The organism is Streptomyces sp. YS-3 (genome assembly GCF_045257485.1).
Lineage (GTDB): Bacteria > Actinomycetota > Actinomycetes > Streptomycetales > Streptomycetaceae > Streptomyces.
On sequence record NZ_JBJHPC010000183.1, the window covers coordinates 1 to 12,070 of the forward strand.

General features: G+C 74.7%; 10 protein-coding genes. 6 read left to right on the forward strand and 4 right to left on the reverse strand.

What is annotated here, in order from left to right; genetic code table 11:
• Positions 1 to 101: 101 nt before the first annotated feature.
• A complete protein-coding gene (locus ACJA3G_RS17020; protein ID WP_406553841.1) occupies positions 102 to 2,024 on the forward strand; it encodes an HSP90 family protein in 1,923 nt (640 codons plus the stop codon).
• Positions 2,025 to 4,982, forward strand: coding sequence for a hypothetical protein (locus ACJA3G_RS17025; RefSeq protein ID WP_406553842.1), 2,958 nt, complete (start codon positions 2,025 to 2,027; stop codon positions 4,980 to 4,982).
• A 189-nt stretch (positions 4,983 to 5,171) separates the two neighbouring features.
• On the opposite strand, the gene ACJA3G_RS17030 is transcribed toward ACJA3G_RS17025, so the two are convergent.
• From ACJA3G_RS17030 to ACJA3G_RS17040, 3 genes are all read right to left on the reverse strand, one after another.
• Positions 5,172 to 5,495, reverse strand: a complete 324-nt coding sequence (locus ACJA3G_RS17030; RefSeq protein WP_406553843.1) for a hypothetical protein — start codon at positions 5,493 to 5,495, stop codon at positions 5,172 to 5,174.
• Positions 5,496 to 5,580: 85 nt separating this feature from the next.
• Positions 5,581 to 6,117 carry a DinB family protein gene (locus tag ACJA3G_RS17035; RefSeq protein WP_406553844.1) on the reverse strand — a complete coding sequence of 179 codons (537 nt, stop codon included), beginning with the start codon at positions 6,115 to 6,117 and terminating at the stop codon, positions 5,581 to 5,583.
• 110 nt (positions 6,118 to 6,227) lie between these two features.
• Positions 6,228 to 6,980, reverse strand: a complete 753-nt coding sequence (locus tag ACJA3G_RS17040) for an SDR family oxidoreductase (RefSeq protein ID WP_406553845.1) — start codon at positions 6,978 to 6,980, stop codon at positions 6,228 to 6,230.
• A gap of 136 nt (positions 6,981 to 7,116) precedes the next feature.
• Between ACJA3G_RS17040 and ACJA3G_RS17045 the strand changes: the two genes are divergently transcribed.
• Positions 7,117 to 7,722, forward strand: coding sequence for a TetR/AcrR family transcriptional regulator (locus ACJA3G_RS17045; RefSeq protein WP_406553846.1), 606 nt, complete (start codon positions 7,117 to 7,119; stop codon positions 7,720 to 7,722).
• Here the strand turns inward: ACJA3G_RS17045 and ACJA3G_RS17050 are convergent, their stop codons facing one another.
• Positions 7,723 to 8,841: a DUF5937 family protein gene (locus ACJA3G_RS17050; protein WP_406553847.1), complete on the reverse strand. Its 1,119-nt coding sequence runs from the start codon at positions 8,839 to 8,841 to the stop codon at positions 7,723 to 7,725.
• A gap of 180 nt (positions 8,842 to 9,021) precedes the next feature.
• Between ACJA3G_RS17050 and ACJA3G_RS17055 the strand changes: the two genes are divergently transcribed.
• The 3 genes from ACJA3G_RS17055 to ACJA3G_RS17065 are packed head-to-tail and all read left to right on the forward strand — an operon-like array spanning position 9,022 to position 12,038.
• On the forward strand, positions 9,022 to 10,116 hold the full coding sequence (locus ACJA3G_RS17055; RefSeq protein ID WP_406553848.1) for an ABC transporter substrate-binding protein: 1,095 nt from the start codon (positions 9,022 to 9,024) through the stop codon (positions 10,114 to 10,116).
• A gap of 6 nt (positions 10,117 to 10,122) precedes the next feature.
• Positions 10,123 to 11,208, forward strand: a complete 1,086-nt coding sequence (locus ACJA3G_RS17060) for a FecCD family ABC transporter permease (RefSeq protein WP_406553849.1) — start codon at positions 10,123 to 10,125, stop codon at positions 11,206 to 11,208.
• A complete protein-coding gene (locus tag ACJA3G_RS17065) occupies positions 11,205 to 12,038 on the forward strand; it encodes an ABC transporter ATP-binding protein (RefSeq protein WP_406553850.1) in 834 nt (277 codons plus the stop codon). Before ACJA3G_RS17060 ends, ACJA3G_RS17065 begins: the two co-directional genes overlap by 4 nt.
• The last annotated feature ends 32 nt before the right edge of the window (positions 12,039 to 12,070 follow it).

Sequence of the window (12,070 nt, forward strand, 5' to 3'; positions counted from 1 at the left end):
CACTCTCACCCTCGCCCTCAACCTCACACTCACCCTCTGCCCGCCTCGCGCCCCCGCCGTACCACCGCGGCACAGGCGCACCCACCGAAAGACTCCCTCCGGTGTCCCAGTCCTCCTCGTCCTCGTCCTCGTCCTCGCACCCGTCTTCGTCCCCCTCTGCCGAGACCGCCCACACCTTCCAGGTCGACCTGCGCGGCCTCGTGGACCTGCTCTCCCACCACCTCTACTCCAGCCCCCGCGTCTACCTGCGCGAACTGCTGCAGAACGCCGTCGACGCCATCACCGCGCGCCAGGCCGCCGAGCCGGGCTGCGCCGCCGCCATCACCGTGCGCACCGGTGACACCCTCAGCGTCACGGACACCGGTATCGGTCTGTCCGAGGCGGATGTGCACCGCTTCCTCGCCACCATCGGCCGCAGCTCCAAGCGCACCGCCGACGGCCGCTTCGACGGGGCCGGGCTGGACGCGGCCCGGGGCGAGTTCATCGGCCAGTTCGGCATCGGGCTGCTCGCCTGCTTCGTCGTCGCCGACGAGATCACCGTGCTGAGCCGGCGCGCGGACGACCCGGCGGCGCCCGCCGTCGAGTGGCGCGGCCACAGCGACGGCCGCTACACCCTGCGCACCCTGCCCGCCTCCGCCGCTCCCGAGCCGGGCACCACGGTCACGCTGATCCCCCGCGCGGACAACGCCGAGTGGACCCGCCCGGACCAGGTCGTGGCGCTGGCCCGGCACTACGGGGCGCTGCTCAGGCACGACGTCACCGTCGTCGGGCCGCGCGGCGAGACCACCCGCGTCAACGACACACCCCCGTGGGAGCGGTCGCACGCCTCGCCGCTGGCCCGGCGCGAGGCGATGACCGCGTACTGCCGCGGCCTGTTCGACTTCACCCCGCTCGACACCATCGAGCTCGACCTGCCCGCCGCCGGCCTGCGCGGCGTCGCCTATGTGCTGCCAACCGCCGTCAGCCCCGCGCAGCGCGCCGGGCACCGGGTGCACCTCAAGGGCATGCTCCTCACCGACCAGGCCCCGGAGCTGCTGCCCGACTGGGCGTTCTTCGTGCGCTGCGTCGTCGACACCACCAGCCTGCGCCCGACCGCCTCCCGCGAGGCGCTGTACGAGGACGGCACCCTCGCCGCCGTACGGGACGCCCTGGCCACCCGTATCCGCGACTGGCTCACGGGCCTGGCCGCCAGCGATCCGGCGCTGCTGCACCGTTTCATCGACACCCACCACCTCGCGGTCAAGGCGCTCGCCCGCTATGACGACGAGCTGCTGCGGATCGTGCTGCCGTGGCTGCCGTTCGAGACGACGGACGGCAACGTCACGCTGGAGGAGTTCGCCCGGGGGCACGCCACCATCCTGGTCAGCCGCAGCGTCGAGGAGTTCCGCCAGGTCGCCCCGATCGCCGCCGCCGCGGGCCTGGGCGTGGTCAACGGCGGCTACACCTACGACCGCGACCTCGTGCACCGGCTGCCCGAGCTGCGGCCGGGCACCGCCGTCACCGATCTCGACCCGGCCACCGTCACCGCCCATCTCGACGCGGTGGAGCCCGCGGCCGAGCTGCGCGCGGCGGCGTTCCTCGCCATCGCCCGCGAGACGATCGGCGCGCACGACTGCGACGTGGTGCTGCGCGACTTCCAGCCCGTCACCGCCCCGGCGCTGCTCCTGGACAACCGCGAGGCCCGCCACGAGCGCACCCGCTCCACACTGAGCGCCGAGAGCGACGGGCTGTGGGCCGACATCCTGGGCTCCCTGCGCAGCGAGACCCCGCGCGCGCAGCTCGTCCTGAACCATCTCAACCCGCTGGTGCGCCAGGCCCTCACGGTCACCGAGCGGGGGCTCGCCGTCACCACCACCGAGGCGCTGTACGGGCAGGCCCTGCTGCTCAGCCGCCGTCCCCTCAAGGCCGGTGAGAGCGCCCTGCTGAACCGGGCCTTCATCGGTCTGCTCACCCACGCCATGCACCACAACGGCACCGCCGCGCCCGACGCCGCGACGGACTCCGCGCCCGGGAAGGAACTGTAGATGCTGGACACTCCGGAGGCCGTGTTCGAAGCGCTGCGGGACAACCACGACCGCCCGCACGGCCTGCACCGCACCGTCACCGCCGAGGAACTCGTCGACGCCGCCCAGGCGTTCGACAAGCCGGACGTCCTGGTGACGGCGCTGCACGAGCTGATGGCGGCGTACGAGTTCACCGGCGAGCACCGCAAGTCCCCCGTCGCCTTCGCCCGGCTGCTGAAGCTGTGGGAGAACTCCCCGGACGCGTTCAGCGACTGGGAGGCGCACCAGCTGTTCTGGCGCTTCAAGTGGGTGACGACGTCCCTGCTCCAGGTCCCCGAGGTGCCGCTGACCGCCGTCGAGGACTGGATCGCCCATATGCGGGCCCGTTACGAGAGCGCGGGCCACGGCATGCAGCCGGTGGCCGCGATGCGCTACCACCTGGCGGCCCACACGGGCGCCGGGGTGGCGGACGCGTACGACCTGTGGGCGACCCGGCCGCGTACGGACCTGAGCGACTGCGAGGCCTGCGAGACCCGCCACTTCGCCGCGCACCAGGTGGCGTCGGGCGACGACCGCGCGGCGCTGGACCTGTGGCGGCCCGTCCTGGACGGGGCCGCCGCGTGCAGCGAGGAGCCGCAGATGAGCCAGGCCAGGGCGCTGCTCCCGCTGCTGCGCCTGGGTGAGACGGACCGGGCCCGCTCGCACCACCTCGCCGGGTACCGGCGGGTGCGCGGCAAGGCCGGGATGCAGCACGAGGTGGGGCTGCACCTGGAGTTCTGCGCGCACTCGCGCAACGAGGGGCGCGGTCTGGAGATCCTCGCCGAGAACCGGCCGCTGTTCGAGGCGACCGGCGCGCCGCTGGACCACCTCGGTTTCCTCACCGGCGTCGAGGTCCTCCTCGCCCGTCTCGTCGAGGACGGGCACGCCGCCACCGCCGTCGCCGGGCCGCCCGGCCGCGGCTGGACGGCCGGTGAACTCCTGGCCACGGTACGGGCCGACGCGGACCGCCTGGCCGCGGCGTTCGACGCGCGCAACGCCACCGCGCACATCGGCGAGGCGCGCCGGGCCCGTCTGGAGCGGCGTCCGCTGCTGGCGGAGCCGCTGCCGCTGGGGCTGCGCACGGCGGTGGCGCGGCCGGCGGTGGCGAGCGCCCCGGCCGCCCCCGCCGCCGCACGCACGCTCCCCGAGGACTTCGTGTCCCTGGTGGAGGAGGCCCGCCGCATGGAGGCCGTGGGCCACCCCGGTGACACCGCGCTGTGGGCCGCGATAGCCGACCGGGCCGCGGACGGGGCGTACGTCCACGACGAGCGGCTCGGCCCCGAGGACCGGCTGCGCGCCGAGCTCGCCGAGCAGCGGGCGTACGCGCTGGCCGTGGACGAGGACCTGGCGGGCAGTCACGCCCTACTGGAGGAGGCCGCCGGGCTGTTCGAGCGGGCCGGGATGCCGTGGCAGGCGCTGGCGGCGCGGGCCCGGGGCCTGGCGTGGACCGCCGTGCCGGGCGACGACGAGGGCGCCGGGGCGGACGGGCTCGCCGACAGCGCGGCGCGGTGGGAGGGCCTGGACGCGGTGCTGCGCGAGGCGGAGCGCCTGCTGGCCGCCGAGGAGGAGCCCGCGCCGGGTACGGCGACGCCCGCCGCCCGCGAGTACCTCGGCATCCTGCACTCCCGTACCTTCGCCGCCTTCCACGAGGCGTCGGCCGCTCTCCCCGCCGTCGCGGCGTCCGCGCGGGAGCGGTTCGAGGCGGTCGACGCGGCGCTGCGCGCGGGGGCGGAGCGGTACGGGCTGCCCCATCAGCGGGCGCAGGCCCGGCTGCTCTGGGCCGACCTCGCCGCCCGCGGCGGGCGGGCCGCGGAGGCCGAGGCGGAGCTGCGGGACGCGCTCAAGGACGTCGAGGCCGCCGACCGCCCCTGGTACGCCCCGCGCGTCCGGGTCCGGCTCGCCCAACTGCTGCTGATCGGGGAGCGGTTCGAGGAGGCGGTCGAGCTGCTGCACCGGGCGGTCTCGGAGGCGGTCCGCTATGACGACGCCACCTTCCCGATGGCCCCCGCGTACGCGATGCTCGGCCATGCCGCCACGCACCTGGGCGACGAGGGCGGCGCCGTACGCCACCTCTCGGAGGCCGCCGCACGCCACGACCGCGACGGCAAGCACGACGAGGCGGCCGAGATACGGCTCCAGCTCGCGGACGTCCTGGCGGGCTCGGGGCAGCAGGCCGACGCGGTGGCCGTCCTGGAGTCCGTCCTCGCCGAGGACCCGGCGGGCTCGCGTGACGTACGCCTGCTGGCCCAGGCCCGGCTGACCCTGGCCCGGGGGCTGCGGGCGCTGGAGGAGTACCGGGAGGCCGCCGAGGAGTTCCTGCGGCTGGCGGACATCGTGGCCGAGTGGGAGGGCGAGGACCGGCCGCTGCACACCCTGGTGGCGGCCGAGGCGGCCACGACCCTGGCGCTGGCGGGGCTCTGGGACGCGGCGGGCACGGCGTACGAGCGCGCCACCGCCTCGCACGCCGAGGCGCCCAATCCCGGGCCGATGGTCACCATGATGTGCGAGTTCGCCCGCCTCACCATGGTGTCGGAGGGCGCGGAGGGCCTGGAGACGGCCCAGCTGTTCCTGACCGACGCCGATGAGGTGCGCGCCGCGGTGGCCCCGGACCGGGAGGACTTCGCGGCCTGGTACGCGGCGGGCTCCGTCCACTACCGCCGCGCCCGCGTCCTCGCGGAGGCGGAGCGGTTCACGCAGGCGCTGGCCGAGATGGAGCGGGCGGTCGCGGCCTACGAGCAGGGCGGCGAGCACGGCGAGGCCTCCCGGGCGGAGGCGGTCCGTATCGCGGCCCTGATCGAGGGCAACGGCCTGCACCGCCACGAGGCGGCGAGGACCCGCCTGACGGAGGCGGCGAGCCGCTGCGACCGAGCGGGCCTGCTGGAGGCGGCCCGCATCCTGCGAGACCTGCGGGGCGAGTTCGCGGCGGGGCCCGCGGACTGAGACGACACCCACGCCCGCGCCGAGAACACGCCGACCGGCGCGGGTCGTTCGTCCGGCGTCCCGAGGGGGTCACCCTGCTCGGGACGCCGGGGTGTGGCTACATGGCGTGGTGACGGCCGGGCCCCCGGCGCGAGCCCCGGGGCCGACGCCGCCGCCGCGACGCCGGTCGCCCTCCGCAGGCGGCCCCGGTCACCCCCGTACAGCCCCGACCAGCATCCCCACCGTCATCGCCGTCCCCAGGACCATGAACCACCACCCCACGATCTTCTGGATCGCCGCGGTGGCCCGGTCCCTCTTCTCCGGCCCGGTGGGGGTGGTGGGCCGGAGCGCTGTCGGTGCGTCCCGCTGGGACCGGTTTCGGTGCCAGGTCGCGAAACCGCGGTAGTCCGTGACGACCGCCGCGCCCAGGAGCGCCACCGCCAGCGGGAAGGCCACCGCCACGATCTTGCCGCCGATGCTCAGCTCTCCCACCGGCGTGCCCTCCATCGCGAGCACCGCTGCCAGCTCCCGCACCGCGCCTCCCCCGGTCACCCTGACGGATACGCGTGCATCGTAGGCCCGGTGGCGGCCCTCCGTTCCCCCTGCGGTCCCCCGGGAATCACGCGTTGGCGAGCGCCACCAGTTCGAAGGCCGTCCTGCCGTCCAGGGACTCCCGGATGATGTCCGCGTGGCCCGCGTGGCGGCCGAACTCCTCGATCAGGTGGAGCAGCAGCCAGCGCATCGAGACCCGGCCGTCCTTGGGGAACCACGGCGCCGGCGGGAGGGGGAAGGTGTCGTTCAGGGACGGTACGGCGTGGATGAACTCCTGTGTCTCCGCGGCGACCGCGTCCCAGAACGCCAGCGTCTGCGGCACCGTCTCCTCGCCGACCAGCACGAAGCTCTCCTGCCACGTCGACTGGTCGCGCTGCTTCTCGTTCGGGCGCTGCTGGGCCATGCGGAGCCAGTTGAGCTCGACCTCCGCCACGTGCTTGAGCAGGCCGGACAGGGACAGTCCGCTGGCGCTGGGGCGGCTCGCGGCCTGTTCCTCGGTCAGGCCCAGCAGGGTGCGGCGCAGGGCGCCGCGCTGGGCCTCGACGAAGGCCAGGAGCGCGCCGCGCTCGTCGCCAGGAGCCTCTGCCGGAACGTGAGTGACCATGATGTCCGCCCTCGGTATGCGCGAAGAGGCCCGCTGCCTCCCCGCCCTTGCGACATCCAAGTTACGGGCGAACTGGGCCAGTTCCTGTCCTAATCGGCTCCAGGAGCAGGCTAATTCTGTGCCGTGGGGCGTACGACGATGTCGCCCACGTCCACCCCCGCGGGCTGCTCCACCGCGAACGCGACCGCCCGCGCCACCGCCTCCGGCGCGAGCCCGATCTCCTCCATGCCGGGGGCGATCCTGGCCCTCATCTCCGGTGCCATCGGCTCCGCGAACTCCGTACGCGTCACCCCCGGCGAGACCATCGTCACCCGCAGGCCCGCGCCCGCCTCCTGGCGCAGGCCCTCGGAGAGAGTGCGTACGGCGTTCTTGGTGGCCGCGTACACCCCTTGCAGCGGCACCACGCGCAGCCCGGCCGTGGAGACGGTGTTCACGAAGTGGCCGCTGCCCTGGGCGCGGAAGACGGGCAGCGCCGCGGCGATCCCGTACAGGACGCCCTTGACGTTGACGTCGATCATCTCCTCCCAGTCCTCGACGCGCAGGTCGTCGAAGGGGGAGATCAGGCCGACCCCGGCGTTGCCCACGAGCACGTCGAGCCGTCCGTGGCGGGTGCGGGCCAGGTCGACCAGGGCGGCCAGGTCCGCGCGGCGCCGCACGTCCGTACGCACCCAGGCGGCCTCGCCGCCCGCCTCCCGTATCCGTCCGGCCAGCGCCTCCAGCCGCTCCGCGCGGCGCGCGCCGAGCACGACCTTCGCCCCGCGCCCGGCCAGCAGCAGCGCGGTGGCCTCGCCGATCCCGCTCCCGGCGCCGGTGATGGCCACGACCTTGCCCCGGATGCCGTCGTCGCTCTCGTAAGCGGGCATGGTGATCCTTCCGAAAGGGCGGGCTACCGTATAAGCGGAGGCGCCGCCGGTTAGAGCACCACCGTAAGTGGAGACGCCTCCACTTAGCAACGAGAAGATATCGGGAAGAAAAGGGAAGAAGGGTATGGACCGTCCCATGGACCGAGAGGGAGGGCAGGGCCCGCGTCCCCTGCGCGCCGACGCCCGGCGCAACCGGGACAAGATCCTCGCCGCCGCCGTGCGGGTGTTCAGCGAGGACGGGCTCGACGCCCACTTCGAGCGGGTCGCGAAGGAGGCGGGCGTGGGGACCGGCACCCTCTACCGCAACTTCCCCACCCGCGAAGCCCTCATCGAGGCGGCCTACCGCAACGAGGTGGCCCGGCTGTGCGACGCCGTCCCCGGGCTGCTCGCGGAGCTGCCCCCGCGTGAGGCCCTGCGCACCTGGACGGGCCGCTTCGTCGACTACGCCACCGCCAAGCTCGGCATGGCCGACGCCCTGCGCGCGGTCGTCGCCTCCGGCGGCGACCCCTACGGCCGCAGCCGCGACCTGATCCAGGAGGCCCTGACCACGCTCCTGGAGGCCGGCCGGGACGCCGGGGTCTTCCGCACCGACATCCGCCCCACCGACCTGTTCGCCGCGCTCGCCGGGATCGCCCTCACCTCGGCCGCCCCCGAGCAGCGCGACCAGGCCGAGCGCCTCCTCGACCTCGTCCTGGACGGCCTGACCCGGCTGCCGTCCGCCCCGCCCGCCGGACGGGACTGATCAGCGCAGCACTCCCTCGATGAAGTCGCTCCCCAGCCGGGCCACCACCGTCAGGTCCAGCTGGTGGTGGACGTACCGGCCGCGCCGGCGCGTGGTGATCAGGCCCGCCTTCCGCAGCGCCGCGATGTGCCGGGAGACCTCCGGCGCGCTGATGTCGTGCGCGGCGGCGAGTTCCGTCGTGGTGTACGCCGAGCGCGCCAGATAGCGGCACATCCGGATACGCATCGGGTGGGCCAGGGCCTCCATGCGCAGTTCGAGGAGGTCCAGCGAGCCCGGGCCCGGCAGGGACGGCGCCGCCGCCGGGTAGTGGATCACCGGCCGCCAGCCGGGCGCGTGCAGCACCCACAGATGGGGCCAGCCGAAGGACGACGGCACGAAGGTGACGCCCGCGCCGACGGCCGCGTCCAGCGCGCTCGTCCGGCCGCTGGTCAGCTTGTCCACGCTGATCCGCGTCCCGTCGCCCTCCAGCGTCAGCGCGGGCGACACCTCCGCCAGCGCCTGGGCCAGGCCCTTGTGGCGCAGCACCTGCGTCTTGTGCCGGGCGTCGGCGGCCAGCTCGCCCCGTACGCGCTGCCACACGTCGTCGAAGAACGCCTCCGCGCAGTCCTCGAACAGCCGCCGTATCCAGGCCCGTACGGCGGGCGGGTCCTCCAGGAGGCGGGTGGCGAACTCCACCTGGTGCGGGCCGCGCGCCGCGGCGCGTTCCAGCGCGTGGGTGCGGGCGCGGGCGTCGCTGAGCGGGGAGGGGCCGCCCCGGCCGTACTGGCTGGTGCACGAGATCTCCAGGGCCGCGTCGACGAACACGTCGTCGTCCAGGCGGTCGAGCTGGTCCAGGTCCTCGGCGAGGGTGGCGCCGGGGCGCCCCTGGGTGCCGGGCAGCGCGGCGAACGGCAGCGAGATGTCGGAGAAGGACGACGTCCACAGGAAGCCCGCCTCGCACAGCCGGTCCGCGAGGTCCGGCTTGAGGTCGGCGTTGGTCGCGGTCGTCCACCCGTGCAGCCCGGGGTGGTGCCCCGGCTCGGCCAGCGCGTGCAGCGCCGCGAACAGTTCGGCCAGCGGCGCGGGGCCGAAGACCAGGCGCTCGGGCGGCAGTCCGGCTATGTCGATGATCACGCTCATGAGGCCATCCTGCCGGACTTCACGCAGGTGGGAGCCGATATGTGACGCTCGCCGCCCCGGGCGGCGGCTGCGCGCGCGGACCCGGCCGGATACGTCAGGAACTCCCCGCGGGTCCGCCGCGACTACTGGGAACGGGCGGCGGAGGTCCGTCCGCGTACCGAGTGGATCTGGAGAGTTTCGATGCGTTCTCGCGTGTGGTGGCCTACGACGGCCGTGGTGCTCGGCCTCCTCGCGGCGGGCTGCGGCGACGGGGACGGCGAGGACACCGGCTCCGGCCGGGACGCCAGGGGCGGCGCCGCCGTCTCCGCCTCCGGCGGCTTCCCCGTCTCCGTCACCGACTGCGCGGGCGCCGGGACCACCTTCGCCGCCGCCCCGAAGAGAATCGTCACCGCCAACGCGGCCGGGCTCGAACTGCTGCTGCGCCTCGGCGCCGGCGACAAGGTGGCGGGCACCGGCTTCCCGCCCGGCAAGGGCACCCTGCCCGCCGGACTCGACGCGCGCGCCCAGCAGGTGAAGGTCCTCGGCCGGACGGTCATCGCCAAGGAGAAGCTGCTCGGCTCCGGCGCCGATCTCTACCTCGACACCTTCGCCTCGATGAGCGGCATGGGCGGCGGTGCGGGCGGTGGCATGGGGGACGCGCCGACCGAGGCCGAATTCAGGGCCGCCGGGATCAGACACGTGTTCCTGAAGTCCACCGCCTGCGCGGCCGACCGCAAGAGCCCCGTGACCGACCTGTCCGCCGTCGAGGACGACATCACCACCCTCGGCGCCGTCACCGGCACCTCCGCCAGGGCGAAGGAATTGGTCGCGGGCATGAGGAAGACCGTGGACGCCGTGCGGGGCGCGGTCGGCTCCACCGCCCCGGACGCCCGGCCCACGTACTTCTTCTTCGACTACGACGCCGGCACCAAGCAGCCCGTGGCCGTCTGCAACCGGCAGGTCGCCCACGCGGTGATCACCCTGGCGGGCGCCCGCAACGTCTTCGCCGGCTGCGACGGCGACTTCAAGCAGGTCGGCTGGGAGGACGTCATCGCCAAGGACCCCGACTGGATCCAGCTCGGCGTACGCGACCGGGGCGGCGAGGCCGCGAACAACGCGGCGTTCGACGAGGCGCGCAGGTGGCTCCGGGACAACCCGGCCACCAAGGGCCTCAAGGCCGTCAAGGAAGGCCACTTCGTCCGGATCGGCTCCGAGCGGACCACCATCGCCGGTGTCTCCAACGCCGACACCGTCCGGGACATCGCCAAGATCCTGTACCCCGGCAAGGTGGGCTGAGCCGCCGTGGTGTCCCTCGTCCCCGCGCGGAAGAACACCCGGGCCCCGGACCCGGGTGGCGGGGCGCGCGCCCGGTCCGCCCCCGCCCTCGCCGCCGTCCTCGCCGTCGCGCTCCTCGCCGCCCTCACCGCCGCCGTGTCCTTCGGCTCCACCTCCATCCCGCCCGGCGAGGTGTGGGGGGTGGTGGGGCGCCGGCTGTCCGGCGACGCGCCCCGGCCCGGAACGGACGACCTGATCGTGTGGCAGTTGCGGGTGCCGCGCGCCCTGCTCGCCGCGTTCGTCGGCGCCGGGCTCGGCGTCGTCGGCACGGCCGTGCAGGCGCTGGTACGCAACCCGCTCGCCGACCCGTATCTGCTGGGCATCTCCAACGGCGCCTCGCTGGGCGCCGTCGCCGCCCTCGTGCTCGGCGCCGGTGCGGGCGGCGCGCTCGGGCTCGGGCTGTCGGGCGCCGCGTTCGCGGGGGCGCTGGCCACCTTCGCGCTGGTGTGGGCGGTGGCCCGGCGCGGCGGCGGCTTCGCGCCGCTCAGGCTCGTCCTGGCGGGAGTGGCCATCGGCCAGTTCCTGTCCGGCTTCACCAGCTACCTCGTCCTGGGGGCCGGCGACGAACAGCAGACGCACAGCGTGCTGTTCTGGCTGATGGGCAGCCTCGGCGGCGCCACCTGGCCGCTGCTGGCCGTCCCCGCGCTCGCCGTCCCGCTCGCGCTGCTGGTCCTCCAGGCCCGCGCCCGGGGCCTGAACGCGCTGCTCATGGGCGACGAGACGGCGGCCGGGCTCGGCATCGACGTCGTACGGCTGCGGCGCGAGCTGTTCCTGGTCACCAGTCTGCTCACCGGGGTCCTGGTGGCCGTGTCGGGGGCCATCGCCTTCGTCGGACTGATGGTCCCGCACGTGTGCCGCCTCCTGGCCGGCGGCGACCACCGCAGGCTGCTGCCGCTGTCGGCGCTGCTTGGCGCGCTGCTGCTGGTGGTCGTGGACACGGTGTGCCGTACGGCCATGGCCGCGCAGGAGCTGCCGGTCGGGGTGGTCACCTCGCTGATCGGCGCCCCGGCGCTGCTGTATCTGCTGGACCGGCGGCTGGGGAGCGGCAGTTGAGGATCGACATCGAGGACCTGCACGTCGCCTACGGCGGCCGTACCGTCGTCGCCGGGGCGCGTCTGCTCGCCGCCGAGGGCGAGATCACCGGTCTGGTCGGGCCGAACGGGAGCGGCAAGTCGACGCTGCTGCGGACCGTCTACCGGCATCTGCGACCGGTGGCCGGGCGGGTGCTGCTGTCCGGCACCGACCTTCGCGAGCTCACCGCCGTGCGGGCGGCCCGGCATGTGGCCGCGCTGCCGCAGGAGCGCGGCGGCGACTTCGAGCTGAGCGTGCGCGAGGTCGTCGCCATGGGCCGCACCCCCTACAAGCGGGCCTTCGCCGCCGAGGACGCCACCGACGCCCGGATCGTGGCGCGCGCCCTCGCCGACACCGGTATGGCCGGGCACGCCCACCGCCGCTTCACCGAGCTGTCCGGCGGCGAACGCCAGCGGGTCCTGCTGGCGCGGGCCTTCGCCCAGCAGCCGGACGTCCTGGTCCTGGACGAGCCGACCAACCACCTCGACGTACGCCACCAGGTGGAACTGCTCGCGCTGCTGCGCGCCCAGGCCCGTACCACCCTGGTCTCGCTGCACGACCTCAACGCCGCCGCCTCCGTCTGCGACCGGCTGCACGTCCTGCACCGGGGCCGCGTCGTCGCCTCCGGCACACCCCGCGAGGTGCTCACCCCGGCGCTGATGGCGGAGGTGTTCGGGGTCCGGGCGGCGGTCGTGGACCACCCCCTGACCGGCGACCCCCTGATCGCCTTCGACCACCGGAGCCCGGCGGGCGCGGAGGCGGAGACGGACGGGGAGACCGGCACGGTTCCGGGCGCGGAGGTACGGACATGAGCCGCACCCCGGCTGCCGGACGGCCCCCGTGG